This is a genomic window from Diaphorobacter sp. C33, assembly GCF_030503915.1.
Taxonomy (GTDB): domain Bacteria; phylum Pseudomonadota; class Gammaproteobacteria; order Burkholderiales; family Burkholderiaceae_C; genus Diaphorobacter; species Diaphorobacter nitroreducens.
Genome location: NZ_CP129980.1, coordinates 1,944,345 through 1,962,811, shown reverse-complemented (window position 1 = coordinate 1,962,811; position 18,467 = coordinate 1,944,345). Strand labels below are relative to the sequence as shown.

The 18,467-nt window shown below is 66.4% G+C and carries 19 protein-coding genes; 5 read left to right on the top strand and 14 right to left on the bottom strand.

Translation table 11 applies throughout. The features are described 5' to 3' along the window. Positions 1-28: 28 nt before the first annotated feature. The 12 genes from QY917_RS09315 to grpE form a co-directional block, all read right to left on the bottom strand. Positions 29-985: a LysR family transcriptional regulator gene (locus QY917_RS09315; protein ID WP_123675919.1), complete on the bottom strand. Its 957-nt coding sequence runs from the start codon at positions 983-985 to the stop codon at positions 29-31. 186 nt (positions 986-1,171) lie between these two features. Next, entirely contained in the window at positions 1,172-2,536 is a 1,365-nt protein-coding gene (locus QY917_RS09310) for an MBL fold metallo-hydrolase (protein ID WP_123675920.1), read from the bottom strand. A gap of 44 nt (positions 2,537-2,580) precedes the next feature. Then, positions 2,581-3,741 carry a cytochrome P450 gene (locus QY917_RS09305; RefSeq protein WP_047350750.1) on the bottom strand — a complete coding sequence of 387 codons (1,161 nt, stop codon included), beginning with the start codon at positions 3,739-3,741 and terminating at the stop codon, positions 2,581-2,583. A 63-nt stretch (positions 3,742-3,804) separates the two neighbouring features. Beyond that, positions 3,805-5,289 (bottom strand): 4-hydroxy-3-polyprenylbenzoate decarboxylase, encoded by a 1,485-nt coding sequence (gene ubiD / locus QY917_RS09300; RefSeq protein ID WP_123675921.1) that lies wholly within the window; start codon positions 5,287-5,289, stop codon positions 3,805-3,807. A 56-nt stretch (positions 5,290-5,345) separates the two neighbouring features. Next, positions 5,346-5,933 carry a UbiX family flavin prenyltransferase gene (locus QY917_RS09295; protein ID WP_088886275.1) on the bottom strand — a complete coding sequence of 196 codons (588 nt, stop codon included), beginning with the start codon at positions 5,931-5,933 and terminating at the stop codon, positions 5,346-5,348. After that, positions 5,930-6,328 carry a putative zinc-binding protein gene (locus QY917_RS09290; RefSeq protein WP_015913934.1) on the bottom strand — a complete coding sequence of 133 codons (399 nt, stop codon included), beginning with the start codon at positions 6,326-6,328 and terminating at the stop codon, positions 5,930-5,932. The genes QY917_RS09295 and QY917_RS09290 overlap by 4 nt, the downstream gene beginning before the upstream one ends. Beyond that, positions 6,325-6,843 (bottom strand): SCP2 domain-containing protein, encoded by a 519-nt coding sequence (locus QY917_RS09285; protein ID WP_088886276.1) that lies wholly within the window; start codon positions 6,841-6,843, stop codon positions 6,325-6,327. Before QY917_RS09285 ends, QY917_RS09290 begins: the two co-directional genes overlap by 4 nt. Positions 6,844-6,868: 25 nt before the next feature. Continuing rightward, positions 6,869-7,771: a U32 family peptidase gene (locus tag QY917_RS09280; RefSeq protein ID WP_088886277.1), complete on the bottom strand. Its 903-nt coding sequence runs from the start codon at positions 7,769-7,771 to the stop codon at positions 6,869-6,871. Between the two features lie 108 nt (positions 7,772-7,879). After that, on the bottom strand, positions 7,880-8,926 hold the full coding sequence (locus QY917_RS09275) for a peptidase U32 family protein (protein ID WP_011806341.1): 1,047 nt from the start codon (positions 8,924-8,926) through the stop codon (positions 7,880-7,882). Positions 8,927-9,116: 190 nt separating this feature from the next. Continuing rightward, positions 9,117-10,247, bottom strand: a complete 1,131-nt coding sequence (gene dnaJ / locus QY917_RS09270; protein WP_015913930.1) for a molecular chaperone DnaJ — start codon at positions 10,245-10,247, stop codon at positions 9,117-9,119. 95 nt (positions 10,248-10,342) lie between these two features. Beyond that, on the bottom strand, positions 10,343-12,283 hold the full coding sequence (gene dnaK / locus QY917_RS09265; protein ID WP_123675922.1) for a molecular chaperone DnaK: 1,941 nt from the start codon (positions 12,281-12,283) through the stop codon (positions 10,343-10,345). An 87-nt stretch (positions 12,284-12,370) separates the two neighbouring features. After that, positions 12,371-12,907 (bottom strand): nucleotide exchange factor GrpE, encoded by a 537-nt coding sequence (gene grpE / locus QY917_RS09260; protein ID WP_123675923.1) that lies wholly within the window; start codon positions 12,905-12,907, stop codon positions 12,371-12,373. A 239-nt stretch (positions 12,908-13,146) separates the two neighbouring features. Here grpE and rpsF point away from each other — a divergent pair, with 239 nt between their 5' ends. From rpsF to dnaB, 5 genes are all read left to right on the top strand, one after another. Then, positions 13,147-13,524 (top strand): 30S ribosomal protein S6, encoded by a 378-nt coding sequence (gene rpsF / locus QY917_RS09255; RefSeq protein WP_011806337.1) that lies wholly within the window; start codon positions 13,147-13,149, stop codon positions 13,522-13,524. 25 nt (positions 13,525-13,549) lie between these two features. Then, positions 13,550-13,840, top strand: a complete 291-nt coding sequence (priB, locus tag QY917_RS09250) for a primosomal replication protein N (RefSeq protein ID WP_088886279.1) — start codon at positions 13,550-13,552, stop codon at positions 13,838-13,840. An 18-nt stretch (positions 13,841-13,858) separates the two neighbouring features. After that, positions 13,859-14,140 carry a 30S ribosomal protein S18 gene (rpsR, locus tag QY917_RS09245; protein ID WP_011806335.1) on the top strand — a complete coding sequence of 94 codons (282 nt, stop codon included), beginning with the start codon at positions 13,859-13,861 and terminating at the stop codon, positions 14,138-14,140. A 14-nt stretch (positions 14,141-14,154) separates the two neighbouring features. Beyond that, the gene (gene rplI / locus QY917_RS09240; RefSeq protein WP_011806334.1) at positions 14,155-14,607 is read left to right on the top strand and encodes a 50S ribosomal protein L9; all 453 of its coding nucleotides are present in this window, start codon (positions 14,155-14,157) and stop codon (positions 14,605-14,607) included. A 181-nt stretch (positions 14,608-14,788) separates the two neighbouring features. Next, positions 14,789-16,207, top strand: coding sequence for a replicative DNA helicase (dnaB, locus tag QY917_RS09235; protein ID WP_011806333.1), 1,419 nt, complete (start codon positions 14,789-14,791; stop codon positions 16,205-16,207). 71 nt (positions 16,208-16,278) lie between these two features. Here dnaB and QY917_RS09230 read toward each other — a convergent pair whose 3' ends face one another. Both QY917_RS09230 and QY917_RS09225 read right to left on the bottom strand, forming a co-directional pair. Beyond that, complete coding sequence (locus QY917_RS09230; RefSeq protein WP_015913927.1) at positions 16,279-16,644, bottom strand: hypothetical protein; 366 nt, start codon at positions 16,642-16,644, stop codon at positions 16,279-16,281. After that, on the bottom strand, positions 16,644-18,407 hold the full coding sequence (locus QY917_RS09225) for a PhoH family protein (protein WP_123675924.1): 1,764 nt from the start codon (positions 18,405-18,407) through the stop codon (positions 16,644-16,646). Before QY917_RS09225 ends, QY917_RS09230 begins: the two co-directional genes overlap by 1 nt. Positions 18,408-18,467 lie beyond the last annotated feature (60 nt).

Here is an 18,467-nt window from a genome sequence, read left to right as displayed (position 1 = left end):
TCTTGGGTTCAGTGGGGTGGTGAGAATTCTAGGTGGGGGTGTCGCCGTCCTCGGCGGGCGTCACGGCAGGCGCGGGCGCCAGGTGTTCGACCAGCAGCCGTGCCGTGACGGGCAGGGCCTCGAAGTCGCGCGCCACCAGGCGCAGCGCGCGCCGGGCCCAGGGCTCGTCCAGCGGCACGGCGGCCAGTTGCCCCACGCCGCGCATCAGCGAAAACGCCCGGTCGGGCAGCAGGCCCACGCCCAGGCCGTTGTCGATCATGCGGCACATCGCGTCCAGGCTGGTGACCTGGATGCGCTGGCGCAGCGGGCGCGCGGCCTGCGCGGCGGCCTGGCGCATGGCCAGGCTGATGCTGCTGCCCGCGTGCAGCCCGACGATGTCCCAGTCCAGCACTTCTTCAAAGCGGATCGATGCGCGGGTCGACAGGGCGTGCGTCTGGGGCACGACCAGCACCAGCCGGTCGCTGCGGTAGGGGCGGCTTTGCAGGCCTTCGTGGGCGGCCGTGGCGGGTACGTTGCAGATCCCCAGATCCGCCGCGCCTTCGTGCACGGCCTGCAGCACGTCGGGCGAGAGGTGCTCCTGCAGATCGATCTTGATCTGGCTGTGTGCCTGGGCGAACGCGCCCAGGTCCTCGGGCAGGAACTGCACGATGGCAGAGATGTTGGCGTGCATGCGCACATGGCCGCGCACGCCGTCGGCGTACTCGGAAAGCTCACCCTGCATGCGCTCCAGCCCGAACAGCACGTTGCGCGCGTGGTGCAGCAGGCTTTCGCCAGCGGGGGTCAGCGTCACGCCGCGGCTGTGGCGGTACAGCAGGGCCGTGTCGACCGCAGCCTCCAGGTCGGACAGGCGCTTGCTCACCGCCGAGGCGGCGATGAACTCCCGCTCGGCCGCGCGGCCGATGCTGCCCAGTTCGCAGACGGCCACGAACAGTTGCAGCGAGGTGAGGTCAATGCGGCGCGCAAAGCTGCGCTCTGAGCTTTTCATCGGGGGTGGAGCGACTTCTCGTTTGACGAGGTGAGTCCCCTATTTTCCCCTGTATATCTGCCGGTTGTCATCGCGATACGCGATGGCTCACATGCCGCTGGATGGGGCGTAGCGGCGGATTTGCTATGAAAAATATAGCTTCCAGCGCTCATCAAATAAGCGCTGGAGGCTGTTTTGGCTCTTGTATTAGAGCGTCACGCTGTCGCCATGCTCGGGAACCTCCACGGGGCAGCCCAGCGCGTGGTCGATGCGCTGACGCAGCATGTCGGCCGCTGCCATCTCCCCATGCACCACGTAAACCTGCCGGGGTGTGGAGGGCATGGAGCGCAACCAGGCCACCAATTGGTCGCCATCGGCGTGGGCCGAGGCCGTGGCCAATTGCACCACCTCAGCACGGATGGCCACGTCGCGCCCGTGGATGCGGATGGTTTTTTCGCCCGCGGCGATGCGGGCGCCGCGCGTGCCGCCCGCCTGGTGCCCGGTGAGGATGATCATGTTGCGATGGTCGCCCGCGTGCAGCGCCAAATGGTGCAGCACGCGCCCGCCGGTGGCCATGCCGCTGGCCGACAGGATCACGCGCGGCCCGTGCAGGCGGGCCAGCGCCTTGGACTCGTCCACGCTGTGCACCAGCGTCGTGCCGCGCGCCATGGCGTGCAGTTCGGAGCGGTTGATCCGGGTCTCGCTCAGGTGGTTCTGGAACAGCTCCGTGGCGCTCACGGCCATGGGGCTGTCCAGGTACACGCGCAGTCCGGAAGGCACTTCGCCGCGGGCCTTCAGCTGGGCGATGGCGTACATCACCGTCTGCGCGCGCCCCACGGCGAATACCGGCACCACCGCCACGCCGCCACGCGCGGCCAGGCGTGCCAGTGCGGGCCCCAGCTCGTCCAGCACCGTGCCGGGCGGGTGGCTGCGGTCGCCGTAGGTGGACTCGATGAGCACGGTGTCGGCCGCGGGCGGCGCGTCGGGCGTATGCATCAGCAGGTCGTCCGGGCGGCCCAGGTCGCCCGAGAACAGGATGCGCCGCCCTCCCACCTCCAGCAGCACGCTGGCCGCACCCAGGATGTGGCCTGCATTCTGGAAGGTGGCGCGCCAGCCGCGCAGGGGCTCGAAGGTCTGGTGCGTGGGCTGCACTTGCAGCAGCGACAGGCAGTGCTGCGCGTCCAGGCGCGTGTACAGCGGCAGGGCGGGTTCGTGCTTGCTGAGCTTGTGCCGGTTGAGGAAAGCCGCGTCTTCTTCCTGCAGATGGCCGCTGTCGGGCAGCAGGATGGCGCATAGATCGCGCGTGCCGGCCGTGCAGAACACCGGCCCGCCAAAGCCGTCCTTGGCCAGCAGCGGCAGGTAGCCCGAGTGGTCCAGGTGGGCATGGGTGAGCAGCACGGCGTCAACGTCCTGCGGCGCCACCGGCAGCGGGTTCCAGTTGCGCAGGCGCAGCGGCTTGTAGCCCTGGAACAGGCCGCAGTCCACGAGCAGCGCCTGGCCGCCGTGGCGTACGAGGTATTTGGAGCCGGTGACGGTGCCGGCCCCGCCGAGGAAAGTGATGCTGACGGACATGGAATGGCTTTGTGAAGTGACGACCGTCAGCGTAGCAGGCGGCGCTACGCGGGTGTTTGATGCAAACGCACCCGCAGCGCGGCGTAGCCGGCGTCCGGGGCTGTGGCCCGCGTAGGCGCATGGCCGGCGGGCAGCGCGATGGCGCTGGTGCGCGCCAGCAATTCCTCCATCAGCACCCGCAACTCCAGCCGCGCCAGCGGCGCGCCGGGGCAGACGTGGATGCCCGCCCCGTACAGCAGGTTGAGCGCGGGATCGCGGTCCATGCGAAATTCATCCGGGTCGCCGAACACCCGTGGGTCGCGGTTGGCGGCGATCCAGTGGATGGACAGGCGCTCGCCCATCGGCACGGGGCAGCCGCCCAGCGTCACGTCGCGGGTGGTGATGCGGCGGTTGGCCACGAGCGGGCCGTCGATGCGCAGCACCTCGTCGATGGCCGTGGGCAAGAGGCCGGGCTGCGCGCGCAGGCGTTGCTGCCAGTCGGGGTGGCTCGCCAGCCAGTGCAGCAGGATGCCGATGGAGGCGGCAATCGTGCCGACCTCGCCCACCGTCCAGTTGCGCAGCACGCTGGCAAGCTCGCGCAGGTCCAGCAGACGGCCCTCCACACGGGTGTGCATCAGTTCGCTGGTGATGTCCTGCGTGGGCGGCGCCTCCAGGCGGGCCTGGCGCACGCGCCCGACCAGGTCTTCGAACTCCTGCGCAACGGCCGAGGTCTGCGTGCGGTCGCCCGAGCGGGTGGCGGCCTGGCTGCGGCGCAGCCAGCCGAGCAGCTCGTCTTGCAGCAGCGTGGGCCAGCCGAGGAACGCGGACTGCACGCGCACCGCGAAGGGCAGGGCGAACTCGTGGGTGATCTCCAGCTCGCCGCCCAGGGCCAGGGCCTCCTGCACCGTGGCGGCCGACAGCGCGCGACACACGGGCTCGAAGTGCGCCATGCGCTCGGGGGCGAAGAACGGGTCGAGCGCGCGGCGGTACTGCGTGTGCAGGGGCTGGTCGTAGCCGTTGGGCACGGCCGGGTGGGCCGACACCGCGCTGCTGAAGGTGGCGTGATCCTGCAGCACCTGCATGACCTCGGCGTGGCGCAGCACGGACCAGTGCTGCGCGTCGCTGTGCGCCAGCGGGCAGCGCTCGCGCAGCTGGTCGTAGGCGGCGCGCTGGTCGCGCAGGACTTCGGGCGCTTGCGGGTCCCAGCGGGGCGGTGTCGTGGTCATGGCAGTCTCCTTGGAAGGCTTCCTGCGGCTTCGCCCACCCGGCGAGGCGATCGCAGACGGGTTCTACAGTCCCAGCGCGTCGGCCAGCGCGTTCATGCGCTGGCTCACGCCGGCATCCATGGCCATGGGGCGGCCCCATTCGCGCTGGGTCTCCCCGGGCCATTTGTTGGTGGCGTCCAGTCCCATCTTGCTGCCCAGGCCTGCCACGGGTGAAGCGAAGTCCAGGTAGTCGATGGGCGTGTGCTCGATCAACAGGGTGTCGCGCGCCGGGTCCATGCGTGTGGTCAGGGCCCAGATGACTTCCTTCCAGTCGCGCGCGTCCACGTCCTCGTCCACCACCACGATGAACTTGGTGTACAGAAACTGGCGCAGGTGGCTCCACACGCCCATCATCACGCGCCGTGCATGGCCCGCATAGGCCTTGCGGATGCGCACTACCGCCATGCGATAGCTGCAGGCCTCGGGCGGCAGGTAGAAGTCGATGATCTCCGGGAAGGCGCGCTGCAGCAGCGGCACGAACAGTTCGTTGAGCGCCAGGCCCAGCATGGCCGGCTCGTCGGGTGGTTTGCCGGTGTAGGTGCTGTGGTACAGGGCGTCCTGGCGCTGCGTGATGCGCTCGACGGTGAACACCGGGAACTCGGCGCACTCGTTGTAGTAGCCAGTGTGGTCGCCGTAGGGGCCTTCCAGCGCGTGCTGCCAGCCGCTCTTGTGGTTGGCATCGGGATGGATGTGGCCTTCCAGCACGATCTCGGCGCTGGCCGGTACCGACAGCGGCACTCCTAAAGCGGGCGCCACCTCGGTGCGCGCGCCGCGCAGCAGGCCGGCGAACTGGTATTCCGACAGCGTGTCGGGCACGGGTGTGACGGCGCCCAGGATGGTGGCCGGGTCGGCCCCGATGGCCACGGCCACCGGGTAGGGCTGGCCGGGGTTGAGCCGGCAGTGGTCGGCAAAGTCCAGCGCACCGCCGCGGTGCGACAGCCAGCGCATGATGAGCTGGTTTTTGCCCAGCAGCTGCTGGCGGTATATCCCTAAGTTCTGGCGTGCCTTGCGCGGGCCGCGCGTGATGGTGAGGCCCCAGGTGACCAATGGCGCCACGTCGCCAGGCCAGCAGTGCTGGATGGGCAGGCGGGTCAGGTCGACGTCGCTGCCCTCCCACACCACCTCCTGGCAGGGCGGGCGGCGCACGGTGGCCGGGGCCATGCTCCACAGCGTCTTGAGCAGATCGCGCTTGCCCCACAGGTCCTTCATGCCGCGTGGCGGCTCGGGCTCCTTTAGCTGTGCCAGCACCTCACCAAAGGCGCGGATCTCCGGCAGCCCCGCCACGCCCAATGCGCGGGCCACGCGCCCGGGCGTGCCGAACAGGTTGGCGAGCACCGGCATGGTATGGCCCGTGGGGTGCTCGAACAGCAATGCGGGGCCGCCCGCGCGCAGTACGCGGTCGGCCAGCGCGGTCATTTCCAGGTGAGGGGATACGGGCTCGGCAATGCGGCGCAATTCGCCCGCGGCCTCCAGCTGGGCCATGAAGTCGCGCAGGTCGCGGTAATGCATGCTTTGAATGAAATCAGGCTCCAGCGCTTATCCAACAAGCGCTAGCAGCTATTGTTTCAGGAGTCCAACGGCAGACCCTGCCATTGCGGCGCCAGGGCGTGCTCCAGCCCCAGCAGGTCCAGCACGCGGGCCACGCTGTGGTCCACGATCTCGCCCACGCTGGTGGGGCGCTGGTAGAACGCGGGCATGGGCGGGCACACGATGCCGCCCATCTCGGTCACCGTCGCCATGTTGCGCAGGTGCACCAGGTGCAGAGGGGATTCGCGCACCATCAGCACCAGGCGGCGCCGCTCCTTGAGCACCACGTCGGCCGCGCGCGTGAGCAGGTTGTCCGCCAGGCCGTGGGCCACGGCCGCCAGCGTGCGCATGGAGCAGGGCGCCACCACCATGCCGTGCGCGGCGAACGAGCCGCTGGCAATGCTGGCGCCCACGTTGGCGAGGTCGTGCACCACGTCCGCCAGCGCCTCGACGCTGGCGCGGTCCATATCCAGCTCGTGGCGCAGGTTGCGCCAGCCGGCGTCGGAAACAACGAGGTGGGATTCCACATTGGGCATGTCCTGCAGCGCCTGCAGCAGGCGTGCGCCGTACACGGCGCCGCTGGCGCCCGAGATGCCCACGATCACGCGGCGGGGCGGCGGGCTCATGCGGCGGCCTTGGAGCGCAGGGGATGGTCGTGCAGGTCGGCCTGGATGCGCGCCAGCACCTGGGCGGCCTCGGCCGGGTCGAAGTCCTGGTGGTTGCGCTTCTTCACGCCGTACTCATGCAACTGGAAGTGGCGTGCCGGCGTAATGCCGTGGCGCGCCAGGCTGCTCTTCACGCACACCAGGGGGCAGCCGTCGAGCGCGATGATGGGACGGCCCGAGCGCGCCAGCTTGACCAGCTTGGGCACGTCGCCCCCTACGCCAGCGATGCACGACATCTCCGCCACGCCCTCACGGTCCAGCCGCACGGCGACATGGTTGGCCAGCTGCGCGGCGCTGGAGCAGCCGGAGCAGGAATAGACCAGCGGGTGGACATCGCAAGGGGCAGGTTCCGTCACGAACGACCTCCAAAGAAGGGCGGAAGAGGCGGCAATTGTCGCGCAAGCTGCGGGGCCCAGCGCGAGAGCACGGCGCGCGGCGCCCAGTGGCGCGGGTCGAGCACGGGCAGGTCGATGGCGTCCAGCGCGTTCTTGACCACCAGGCCCAGCTCGGTGTCGCCCTCCATCACCAGGCGGCGGTTGAAGAACAGCGTGTCCGGGTCCTGGCGGCGTTGCGCCAGCAGCACGAAGTCCTGCGCATTGGCGCTGATCGCGAGGTCCGGGTTGGCCTGCGGCGCGCTGGGCGCAAAGCGCTGGCCGTTCCAGGTGAAGTCGAAGGCCACGCGCGCGTCGCGCACGCGGATGGACAGGCGCTTGTCCTTGAGCAGGTCCTTCACGTCCTGAGGCAGATGGTGCGACAGGGCCAGGTTGATGGCTGTAACCAGCAGGACCGAGCCCGGATAGGCGGGCAGACGCGAGAGCACGGCGCCCACGGGGCGCGGCAGGGTGAACGGTGCGGGTGGGGTAGCGGTCATGGCTTGAAGGAGTAAGTGCGGTGGCTCAGGATGTCACGGCGGGCTGCACCAGATCCAGTCCGGGCTTGCCGTGCCAGTAACCGTTGCAGGGGGCCTCGGGCATCAGGGGGCGCATGCGGTCAAGGGCACCTGCATCGGGTTGGGGCGCCTTGCGGGCTGCGTCGAAGGCGGCGATAACCTCTGCCATGTGCTGCGATTGGGGGGACAGGCGCAGCAGTTCCACGCCCAGCGCGCGCAGCGCAGGTACGTCCTGGATGAGGTTGTGCACGCGCGCCGACTGGGTCTGGATGCCGTTGAGCACCAGGAAGCCCTCGCCTTCGCGGGTGGCCAGCAGCTGGCCGTCCGGGTGCTCGATGCAGCGAAAACCGCAGTCGTCCTTGGGCAGGTTGTAGTGGCGTGCCGTGAAGCAGCGCGCCGAGAACGCCAAGGGCATGCGGCCGTAGGCGAAGACTTCGGTCTCCAGCCCCGCGGGTTTGTGTTGCTGCAGCACGGCCAGGTCGGCCTGGCGCATCTCCAATGGCATGACCCAGCGGCTGGCGCCCAGGCCGACCATCCAGTTCAGCGAATCGGCATTGAACAGGTTGAGCTGGGGGCCGGCGACGAAGGCGCGCTTGCCTGCGAGCTGGTGCACGGCGCCCATGTCGTTCGCCTCGATGAGGAATTCCTCGTCCTGGGCGATCTTGTGCATGGCGGATACGTCGGACGTGGATTCCAGCAGCACCATGGTGGAGAGCACCGCCTGCTTGCCGGCGTCGCGCAGCATGCGTGCGATGTCGATCCAGTCGCTCTGGCGCAGCTCGCGGCGGCGCGAGCACACGGCTTCGCCAAGGTAGACGACGTCCACCGGCGTCTCGGCCATGGCCTGGTAAAAATCAAAAACGGTATCGCGCGGCCAGTAGTACTGCAGCGGGCCCAGGGCTAGTTTCATCTTGATGCTCTCAGTTCTTCAGGGGGCCAAGCGCAGTCCCCGCCGCATAAATCGGCGTGACCCAGGCCCAGGCTGCCGGGCAACGGCACAGGGGGTGTTCTTCGCACTTCATTTCCAGGGGCGGTGGTAGGCGCCCAGCGTGTGCTGCTGGCCCTCGGCCACCTGGTCCAGGCTGGCCATCCAGGCGGTCTTGGGGCTGTACAGGTGGCCTTGCGCCATGCAGTGGTCGATGGCCTCGCGCCAGACCTTGGTCACCTGGGCCACGTACGCGGGGCTGCGCTGACGGCCCTCGATCTTGAAGGCACGCACGCCCATCTTCACAAGCTTGGGCAGCAGTTCCAGCGTGTTGAGGCTGGTGGGTTCCTCCAGCGCGTAGTAGTTGCTCTCGTCGCCCACGTCGAAGCGGCCCTTGCAGAGCGTGGGGTAGCCAGCGTTCTCGCCGTTGCCGTAGCGATCGATGAGCACGCCATTCAGGCGCGACTCCAGGCCCTTGGGCGTCTCCTGCCAGCGCACGAACTTCGCGGGTGAGCACACGCCGTGCGTGTTGGGCGACTCACCCGTGGCATAGGACGACAGCGCGCAGCGCCCTTCGACCATCACGCACAGGCTGCCGAAGGCGAACACCTCGATCTCCACCGGCGTGCGGTCGATCACCTGGCGCACCTGCTCCAGCGAGAGCACGCGCGGCAGTACGGCGCGCTGGATGCCGAACTGCTGGTGGTAGAAGTTGATGGCGTCGTGGTTGGTGGCCGAGCCCTGCACCGACAGGTGCAGCCGCAGCTGCGGATGGTGGCGCATGGCGTATTGCATGAGGCCGGGATCGGCCATGATCACGGCGTCGATCCCCCAGGCGGCCGCGCGGTCCAGGGCGGCGCGCCAGGGGGCGGGGTTGGCGGCCTGCGGGTAGGTGTTGAGTGCCAGCAGCACCTTGCGCCCGCGCGCATGGGCGTAGGCAATGCCGTTCTGAATGGCCGCCTCATCGAAGTTCAGACCCGCGAAATTGCGTGCATTCGTCGCGTCGCGCAGGCCGAGGTAGACGCAGTCGGCTCCGCCGTCAACGGCCGCCTTGAGTGCAGGCAGGCTGCCGGCGGGGCAGACCAGTTCGGGTGCGGAAGGGATGTCGGGGGAAGTCGGTTGGCGGGCTGGGTCGGTCACGGGGGCGCTCTTTCGGCTGGCTTGTGCGCGGATCGTCTGATCCTGCGCAGGCTGCGTACCTTAGGTCGCGGTGAATACCCATAACCTGATTTTTGTCAACGATGGGCCGGTCGTTCCTGAATAAACAGATCGGGATTGACCAAAGCCCAGGCAAAAAAAGGCCCGCTGTCCGCGGGCCTTGTCCAGGGGGTCAGCTGAAGAAGCTCTTGAGCCGGTCGGTCCAGCTCTCGGTGGACGGCGAATGCTTGGCGCCGCCCTTCTTGAGCGACTCGTCCAGTTCCTTGAGCAGCTTGCGCTGGTGCTCGGTGAGCTTGACCGGGGTTTCCACGATGATGTGGCAGTACAGATCGCCGGGGTAGCTGGCGCGCACCCCCTTGATGCCCTTGCCCCGCAGGCGAAACTGTTTGCCGGCCTGTGTGCCTTCGGGGATATCGATGGCCGCCTTGCCCTGCAGCGTGGGCACCTCGATCTCTCCACCCAGCGCCGCGGTGATGAAGCTCACCGGAACCTGGCAGTGCAGATCGTCGCCGTCGCGCTCGAAGATGTCGTGCTTCCTGATGCGAATCTCGATGTACAGGTCGCCCGGCGGTCCGCCATTGGTGCCCGGTTCCCCGTTGCCGGTGGAGCGGATGCGCATGCCGTCGTCGATGCCGGCGGGGATCTTCACCTCCAGCGTCTTTTGTTTCTTGACCCGGCCCTGGCCGTGGCAGGCCGTGCAGGGCTCGGGAATGATCTTGCCCGTGCCGCGGCAGTGGGGGCAGGTCTGCTGCACGCTGAAGAAACCCTGGCGCATCTGCACCGTGCCTGAGCCCTGGCAGGTGCCGCAGGTCTTGGCGCTGGTGCCGGGTTTGGCGCCGCTGCCGTGGCAGGTCTCGCAGCTTTCCCAACTGGGAATGCGGATCTGCGCTTCCTTGCCCTTGGCAGCCTCTTCGAGCGTGACGTCCATGGCGTAGGACAGGTCGTTGCCGCGGTACACCTGCCGGCCGCCGCGCCCGCGCGCGCCGCCGAACATGTCGCCGAAGATGTCTCCGAAGGCTTCGGCAAAGCCACCAAAGCCCTCGGCGCCACCCATGCCGCCACGCATGTTGGGGTCTACGCCCGCGTGGCCGTACTGGTCGTAGGCGGCGCGTTTCTGTGCGTCGGACAGGATCTCGTAGGCCTCCTTGGCCTCCTTGAACTTCTCCTCGGCGGGCTTGGCAGCGTCACCCTGGTTGCGGTCAGGGTGGTACTTCATGGCGAGCTTGCGATAGGCTTTCTTGAGCTCGTCGTCCGAGGCGTTCTTGGGAACGCCAAGGACCTCGTAAAAATCTCTCTTGGACATGGGCAATCTTCAGGCCGGTTGGGAGCACGAACGCCGCGCGAACCCCGGCTGGCGGGGCCCGACGCGGCGGCTAGGCACGGGATGCGCTGGCGCGATCAGCCCTTCTTGACTTCCTTGACCTCGGCATCCACCACGTTGTCGTCCTGCGCGGCAGCACCGGCGGAGCCACCGGCGGCAGCTTGCGCGCCGGCAGCCTCGGCCCCTTGAGCGGCCTGCGCATCGCCGTACATCTTCTCGCCGAGCTTCTGGCTGGCAGCCATCAGTGCGGTGGTCTTCTCGTCGATGGCGGCCTTGTCCTCGGTCTTCAGGGCAGCTTCCAGGTCCTTGACGGCGGCCTCGATCTTTTCCTTCTCACCGGCGTCCAGCTTGTCGCCGTGCTCGGACAGGCTCTTGTTCACGGTGTGCACGGCGGCCTCACCCTGGTTGCGGGCCTGCACCAGCTCCAGCTTCTTCTTGTCGTCGGCGGCGTTGAGCTCGGCGTCCTTCACCATCTTCTGGATCTCGTCCTCGGACAGGCCGGAGTTGGCCTTGATGGTGATCTTGTTCTCCTTGCCCGTGCCCTTGTCCTTGGCGCCCACGTGCAGGATGCCGTTGGCGTCGATGTCAAAGGTCACTTCGATCTGGGGCGTGCCGCGCGACGCCGGGGGAATGCCTTCCAGATTGAACTCGCCCAGCAGCTTGTTGGCGCTGGCAATCTCGCGCTCGCCCTGGAACACCTTGATCGTCACGGCGGGCTGGTTGTCCTCGGCCGTCGAGAAGGTCTGCGCGAACTTCGTCGGGATCGTGGTGTTCTTCGTGATCATCTTGGTCATCACGCCGCCCAGGGTCTCGATGCCCAGGGACAGCGGCGTCACGTCCAGCAGCAGCACGTCCTTGCGGTCGCCCGACAACACCTGACCCTGGATGGCTGCGCCCACGGCCACGGCCTCGTCAGGATTCACGTCCTTGCGCGGATCTTTGCCAAAGAACTCCTTGACCTTTTCCTGCACCTTGGGCATGCGGCTCATGCCACCGACCAGGATCACGTCGTCGATGTCGGACACGGAGATGCCGGCGTCCTTGATGGCCGTGCGGCAGGGGGCGATGGTGCGCTCGATCAGCTCGTCCACCAGGCTTTCCAGCTTGGCGCGGGTGAGCTTGATGTTCAGGTGCTTCGGGCCCGACGCATCGGCGGTGATGTAGGGCAGGTTGATGTCGGTTTGCGCGCTGTTGGACAGCTCGATCTTGGCCTTTTCGGCGGCTTCCTTCAGGCGCTGCAGGGCCAGCACGTCCTTGGACAGGTCCACGCCTTGCTCTTTCTTGAACTCGCCGATGATGTAGTCGATGATGCGCTGGTCGAAGTCTTCGCCGCCCAGGAAGGTGTCGCCATTGGTGGACAGCACTTCGAACTGCTTCTCGCCATCGACGTCGGCGATCTCGATGATGGACACGTCGAACGTGCCGCCACCCAGGTCATACACGGCGATCTTGCGGTCGCCCTTGTCCTGCTTGTCCAGGCCGAAAGCCAGCGCGGCGGCGGTAGGCTCATTGATGATGCGCTTCACATCCAGGCCCGCGATACGGCCGGCGTCCTTGGTGGCCTGACGCTGAGCGTCGTTGAAGTATGCGGGAACCGTGATCACGGCCTCGGTCACCGGTTCGCCCAGGAAGTCCTCGGCAGTCTTCTTCATCTTGCGCAGCACTTCCGCGGAGATCTGCGGGGGGGCCAGCTTCTGGCCGCGCACTTCCACCCAGGCGTCGCCGTTGTCGGCGCGGGTGATGGTGAAGGGCATCAGGTCGATGTCCTTCTGCACTTCCTTCTCGTCGAACTTGCGGCCGATCAAGCGCTTGGCGGCGTAGATGGTGTTCTTGGGGTTGGTCACGGCCTGGCGCTTGGCAGAGGCGCCCACCAGAATCTCACCGTCTTCCTGGTACGCGATGATGGACGGCGTAGTGCGCGCGCCTTCGCTGTTCTCGATCACGCGCGTGTTGTTGCCTTCCATGATGGCCACGCAGCTGTTGGTGGTGCCCAGGTCAATACCGATGATTTTTCCCATGTTTTTCTCCGTGATGTCTGAAATGGCTGGATAGCCAGTAACTTGTGGATAACTTGCCCGTCTTCAAGCGGCGGTGCTGAGATTTATTTACTTGGGCGCGGCCACCGTGACCAGCGCTGGGCGCAGGACGCGGTCAAAGATCAGATAGCCCTTTTGCAGCACGCTCACGACGGTGTTGGCTTCCTGGTCGGCGGGCACCATGCTGATGGCCTGGTGCTGGTGCGGGTCGAACTTGGTGCCGGTCTCGGGGTTCACGATGACCACCTTGTTGCGCTCCAGCGCCGACATCAGCTGGCGCAGGGTGGCGTCCGAACCCTCGCGCAGTTGCTCGGCCGTGGCGTTCTCGATGGCCAGGGCGGCGTCCAGGCTGTCGCAGACAGGCAGCAGGCTTTCGGCGAAGCTCTCAATGCCGAACTTGCGGGCCTTGGCTACCTCATCCTCCGCACGCCGGCGGGCATTCTCGGCCTCGGCTTTGGCGCGCAAAAATTGATCGGCCAGGTCGGCGCTCTTGGCTTTGAGTTCGGCCAGTTCGCCCTGCAGGCGGTTCAGTTCGTCGGCGGCATTGGCGGACATCGCCGCTTCAATCTCTTCAGGAGAGGGAGGGGGATTCTGGTTCTCGGACATGTCGACTCGGGTTGAATTGGAATGCTTGTGCGCGCCAGTTAGGGGCGTATCCGCGGTTTTCAAGCGCGAATGGTGCAAATGGCGTTCTTTGCGGGCAACGCGGGGGCTTTGGCGTGCCGCGTGCAGGAGTGTGGACGGTGCGCAGTGTACAAGGTGAGCGCGCGTTGCTATAATCTTGCGCTTTGCCTTGCCACACCGCTACACGACGCGGCGGGTGGTGTCATCCAAAAGGAGTTTGCATGCGTCACTACGAAATCATTTTGTTGATCCATCCGGATCAGAGCGAACAGGTTCCGGCCATGCTGGAGCGCTACAAGGGCATGATCGTTGCCGGCGGCGGCCAGGTGCACCGTGTGGAAGATTGGGGTCGCCGTCAACTGGCTTACCTGATCAACAAGCTGGCCAAGGCCCACTACCTGTGCCTGAACATCGAAGCCGACCAGGCTGTGATGGCCGAACTCGAGCACGCCTTCAAGTTCAACGACGCCGTGCTGCGTCACCTGACGGTGCAGAAGAAGAAGGCCGAAACGGGCGCGTCCTCCATGATGAAGACCGTCGAGCGCGAAGAAGCACGCAAGGCCAGCCAGGCCGAGTTTGCCGCTTCGAACGAGCGCTGATCGACCAGCCTGTCAGCCAGGAGGTGTGAACAACCATTGGGTCCTGACAGCCTGTATCGCCGAGGTCCAGCCTCTGCGCTACACGCCCGCCGGCCTGCCGGCGCTGGATATACGACTCGAGCACGAGTCGCTCCAGCGGGAAGCCGGGGCGGATCGGCAGGTCAAGGCCAGCGTGAAAGCCCTCGCATTTGGCGCTCTTGCGGAGCGTCTGGCCCGGCAAGCACTGGGAAGCGTCTGGAAGTTCCAGGGCTTCTTGGCCACGGGGCGCGGCGGCAAGGGATTGGTGTTCCACATCCAGGATATTCAACAAGATTAATTTTCAAGAGGTCCGAAAATGGCCACGTTCAAGAAATTCAACAAGGACAAGCGCCCGAAGCGCAACACCCAGTCGCTGCTGTTCAAGCGCAAGCGCTTCTGCCGCTTCACGGTCGCAGGCGTCGAAGAAATCGACTACAAGGATGTCGACACCCTGCGTGACTTCATCGCAGAGAACGGCAAGATCATCCCCGCGCGCCTGACCGGCACGCGCGCGATCTACCAGCGCCAGCTCAACACCGCCATCAAGCGCGCCCGCTTCCTGGCCCTGTTGCCCTACAGCGACCAGCACAAGATCTAAGGAGCACGATTACCATGCAAATCATCCTGCTCGACAAGGTCGTGAACCTCGGTAACCTCGGCGAGATCGTCAAGGTCAAGGACGGTTACGCCCGCAACTTCCTGATCCCCACGGGCCGCGCCCGCCGCGCCACCGAAGCCGCCAAGGCCGAGTTCGAGGCCAAGCGCGCCGAACTTGAAAAGGCCGCCGCCGAGAAGCTGGCTGCCGCCCAGGCACAAGGCGAAAAGCTGGCCGGCACCACCGTCAAGCTGACGCAGAAGGCTGGCGTGGACGGCCGTCTGTTCGGCTCCGTGACCAACCATGACATCGCCGAAGAGCTGAACAAGCAAGGCTACAACGTGGTGAAGTCGCAAGTCCGCCTGCCCAACGGCCCTATCAAGGTCGTGGGCGACAACACCGTCACGGTGGCCCTGCACACCGACGTGGCCGTTGAAGTCACCGTGTCCGTCTACGGCGAAACGGCCTGAGCGGTTCACACCCTGGCTCTGCCATACAAAGCCGCCCTTGGGCGGCTTTTGTTTTTTCACCCGCACCTGTGCACCTGCTGCCCACTGCCTTTGCACGCCTTATCCACAGAGTTGTGCAATGACGGGCATGGCACCGCCCGCTAGCATCGTCTGCTTGCCCTCCTGAAAGCCCCTGAGTCCCATGTCTGCCGTTGTGCCCACCCTTCCTGACGGTTATGCCGTCCCATCGCTGGATCGCGAGGTGGCCCAGTTGCGCGTTCCGCCCCATTCCATCGAGGCAGAGTCCAGCGTGCTGGGCGGCCTGTTGCTGGACAACATGGCGTGGGACCGCGTGGGTGACCTGCTGGTGGATGGCGATTTCTACCGCCACGAGCACCAGCAGATCTACGCCGCCATCGGCGCGCTGATCAACGCCAGCAAGCCTGCGGACGTGATCACGGTCTACGAGCATCTGCAGGGCATGGGCAAGGCCGAGGAGATCGGCGGGCTGGCCTATCTGAACAGCCTGGCCCAGTACGTGCCCAGCGCCAGCAACATCCGCCGCTACGCGGAGATCGTGCGCGAGCGCGCCATCCTGCGCAAGCTGGTGACCGCCAGCGACGACATCGCCACCAACGCCTTCAATCCCCAGGGCCGGCCGGTGGAGCGCATCCTGGACGAGGCTGAGCAGAAGATCTTCGCCATCGGCGAAGAGGGCTCGCGGATGAAGCAGGGCTTCCAGTCGCTCGACTCGCTCGTGATCGACCTGCTGGACCGCGTACAGGAGATGGCCGACAACCCCATGGACGTGACCGGCGTGCCCACGGGCTTCGCCGACCTGGACCGCATGACCAGCGGTCTGCAGGCAGGCGACTTGGTGGTGCTCGCGGCACGCCCCTCCATGGGCAAGACCTCGTTCGCGGTGAACATTGCCGAGCATGTGGCGCTCAACGAGGGCCTGCCGGTGGCCATCTTCTCGATGGAAATGGGCGCCGCCCAACTGGCGGTGCGTATCGTGGGCTCGATCGGGCGCGTGAACCAGGGCAACCTGCGCACCGGCAAGCTCAGCGACGAGGAGTGGCCGCGCCTGACCGAAGCCATCGAGCGGCTGCGCACCGTGAGCCTGCACATCGACGAGACGCCGGGCCTGACCCCATCCGAGCTGCGCGCCAACGCGCGCCGCTTGGCGCGCCAGTGCGGCAAACTGGGCCTGATCGTGGTGGACTATCTGCAGCTCATGAGCGGCTCGGGCAGCAACAGCTCCGACAACCGCGCCACCGAGCTGGGCGAGATATCGCGGGGCCTGAAGATGCTGGCCAAGGAGCTGCAGTGCCCGGTGATCGCGCTGTCGCAGCTCAACCGTTCGGTGGAGCAGCGCACCGACAAGCGTCCCATGATGAGTGACCTGCGCGAATCGGGCGCCATCGAACAGGACGCGGACATCATCATGTTCATCTACCGCGACGACTACTACAACAAGGAGTCCAAGGAGCCGAACATTGCCGAAGTCATCATCGGCAAGCAGCGTAACGGCCCCACGGGCACGGTGAAGCTGTTCTTCCAGAAGAACCAGACGCGCTTTGAGAACCTGGCGGTGGGCGCAGGTGACGATTACTATTAAGAGTCAAAAATGGCTCTAGCGCTTACTGGGTAAGCGCTAGTAGCTATTTATTTAGTAGTGATTGAGCGGTCTCAACGCGACAGTGCCCAGGCGAGCAGCGCCAGCGTGCATACGCCGAGCCCGCAGACGGCGAGCAGCAGGTGCAGGCTGCGCCGGCGCAACCCATCGACGGCGCGCACCAGTTGGGCGTTCTGCTCGGCCAGCGATTCGATCAGCGCGGCGGACGCGCGCTGGTCTTCTTCCAACTGGGCCATCCGCGCTTGCAGTACTGCCAGTTGATCGGGCGTGCTGTCGATCCGCTGCGCGGGCGCCTCGGGCGGTGGGGCTTTGCGCGTGTTGCTGATGAGTTTGCGCGCGGCCTGCATGATCTGGGGCGTGGCCTCGATCACGTCGCCCCAGGGCACAAGCTTCAGCGCGGACATCCAGCCCACGGCCATCAGAGCACCTCGCTGGCGAAGTCGGCCAGGCGCGAGCGCTCGCCGCGCGCGAGCAGGATATGCCCGCTGTGCGGCCAGCCCTTGAACCGGTCCACCGCATAGGTCAGGCCGGAGGAGCCTTCCGTGAGGTAGGGCGTGTCGATCTGTGCCAGGTTGCCCATGCAGATGATTTTGGTGCCGGGGCCCGCGCGGGTGACCAGCGTCTTCATCTGCTTGGGCGTCAGATTCTGCGCCTCGTCGATGATGACGTACTTGTTCAGAAAGGTACGCCCGCGCATGAAGTTCATGCTCTTGATCTTGATGCGGCTGCGGATCAGCTCGTTGGTGGCCGCGCGACCCCACTCGCCAGCATTGCCCCCGTCGCCCTTGGCAAGAAATTCCAGGTTGTCGTCCAGCGCGCCCATCCAGGGGCCCATCTTTTCTTCCTCCGTACCGGGCAGGAAGCCGATGTCCTCGCCCACGCTCACCGTGGCGCGGGTCATGATGATCTCGGTATAGCGGCGCTCGTCCAGCACCTGGGTCAGGCCCGCGGCCAGCGCCATCAGCGTTTTGCCGGTGCCGGCCGTGCCGGTCAGCGTCACGAAGTCCACGTCGGGGTCCATGAGCAGGTTCATGGCGAAGTTCTGCTCGCGGTTGCGGGTGTTCACACCCCAGACCGTATTCTTGGACGAGCCGTAGTCCTTGAGCGTCTCCAGCACCGCCGTCTTGTCCCGGATCTCGGTCACGCGCGCATACAGGCTGGGTTCGCCCGGCGCCTCGAAATACACAAACTGGTTGATCATCAGCTGCGCCACCACGGGGCCGCTGATGCGGTAGTACATGTGCACGCCGCTCTGCCAGCTTTCGACGTTCTTGCCGGCCTTGGTCCAGAAGTCCGTTGGCAGCGCAAGGCTGCCTGAATAGAGCAGGTCGCCGTCTTCCAGCGTCTTGTCGTTCTGGTAATCCTCCGCGACCAGGCCCAGGGCGCGCGCCTTCACGCGCATGTTGATGTCCTTGGACACCAGCACCACCTCGCGCGGCGCATGCAGCTTGCGCAGCGCTTCCACCACGCCCAGGATCTGGTTGTCGGCCTTGCCCTGTGGCAGGCTGGAGGGCAACTGGTAGTTCAGCGGGGCAGTCTGGAAATACAGGCAACCGCCGGCGGCGCGCTGGCCCGTGGAATCCAGGCGCAAGCCCAAGGCCATGTCGGCGCTGCCATGGGCTGCCGCCAGCGCATCCAGCGTACGGCTGGCCTGGCGGCCGTTGCGGGCCACTTCGGTCATGCCCTTCTTGTGGCCGTCGAGTTCCTCCAGCACGATCATTGGCAGGAAGATGTCGTGTTCTTCGAAGCGGAACAGGCTCGTGGGATCGTGCAGCAGCACGTTGGTGTCGAGCACGAACATCTTCTTCGGCCCGGCAGCACGCTTCTTGCGCAGTGCAGCGTCCGGTGCGGCGCGCGGCGCGGCAGCCGGGGGCACTGCGGTGACGGGGGGCCTCATGCGCACTGCGCCCTCATCCGCAGGGCGTGCGCGCGAATGGGCGGGTGCAGCAGATACCCCCGCTTTGGTTGAGCGGCCTGCACTGGATGGGATGGCGGTATCAGGTGCGGCGGCTTTCTTGGCGGCGCTGGTCTTGGTGGCCGCGCGCTTGCGAGTGGGGGCGGCCGCTGTAGCGGGCGGGGCCGCGGAAGCCTCCGCGGCCTCGTCATCCTCGAAAACCGTCATGCGATAGGCGTCTGGTTTGAGCAGGGCGGCGCGCTGGGTCGGGGCGGGGGGCAGGGGCATTGCAGGGAGCCTTGAGGAAAGTAACGTTCAAAAAGCACAAAGCCGCCTAGGAGACCGAGG

Excerpts from the sequence above, each read along its gene's own strand:
- QY917_RS09315 (WP_123675919.1), bottom strand. The coding sequence starts at position 985 with ATGAAAAGCTCAGAGCGCAGCTTTGCGCGCCGCATTGACCTCACCTCG.
- QY917_RS09310 (WP_123675920.1), bottom strand. The coding sequence starts at position 2,536 with ATGTCCGTCAGCATCACTTTCCTCGGCGGGGCCGGCACCGTCACCGGC.
- QY917_RS09305 (WP_047350750.1), bottom strand. The coding sequence starts at position 3,741 with ATGACCACGACACCGCCCCGCTGGGACCCGCAAGCGCCCGAAGTCCTG.
- ubiD (WP_123675921.1), bottom strand. The coding sequence starts at position 5,289 with ATGCATTACCGCGACCTGCGCGACTTCATGGCCCAGCTGGAGGCCGCG.
- QY917_RS09295 (WP_088886275.1), bottom strand. The coding sequence starts at position 5,933 with ATGAGCCCGCCGCCCCGCCGCGTGATCGTGGGCATCTCGGGCGCCAGC.
- QY917_RS09285 (WP_088886276.1), bottom strand. The coding sequence starts at position 6,843 with ATGACCGCTACCCCACCCGCACCGTTCACCCTGCCGCGCCCCGTGGGC.
- QY917_RS09280 (WP_088886277.1), bottom strand. The coding sequence starts at position 7,771 with ATGAAACTAGCCCTGGGCCCGCTGCAGTACTACTGGCCGCGCGATACC.
- dnaJ (WP_015913930.1), bottom strand. The coding sequence starts at position 10,247 with ATGTCCAAGAGAGATTTTTACGAGGTCCTTGGCGTTCCCAAGAACGCC.
- dnaK (WP_123675922.1), bottom strand. The coding sequence starts at position 12,283 with ATGGGAAAAATCATCGGTATTGACCTGGGCACCACCAACAGCTGCGTG.
- grpE (WP_123675923.1), bottom strand. The coding sequence starts at position 12,907 with ATGTCCGAGAACCAGAATCCCCCTCCCTCTCCTGAAGAGATTGAAGCG.
- rpsF (WP_011806337.1), top strand. The coding sequence starts at position 13,147 with ATGCGTCACTACGAAATCATTTTGTTGATCCATCCGGATCAGAGCGAA.
- rpsR (WP_011806335.1), top strand. The coding sequence starts at position 13,859 with ATGGCCACGTTCAAGAAATTCAACAAGGACAAGCGCCCGAAGCGCAAC.
- rplI (WP_011806334.1), top strand. The coding sequence starts at position 14,155 with ATGCAAATCATCCTGCTCGACAAGGTCGTGAACCTCGGTAACCTCGGC.
- dnaB (WP_011806333.1), top strand. The coding sequence starts at position 14,789 with ATGTCTGCCGTTGTGCCCACCCTTCCTGACGGTTATGCCGTCCCATCG.
- QY917_RS09230 (WP_015913927.1), bottom strand. The coding sequence starts at position 16,644 with ATGGCCGTGGGCTGGATGTCCGCGCTGAAGCTTGTGCCCTGGGGCGAC.
- QY917_RS09225 (WP_123675924.1), bottom strand. The coding sequence starts at position 18,407 with ATGCCCCTGCCCCCCGCCCCGACCCAGCGCGCCGCCCTGCTCAAACCA.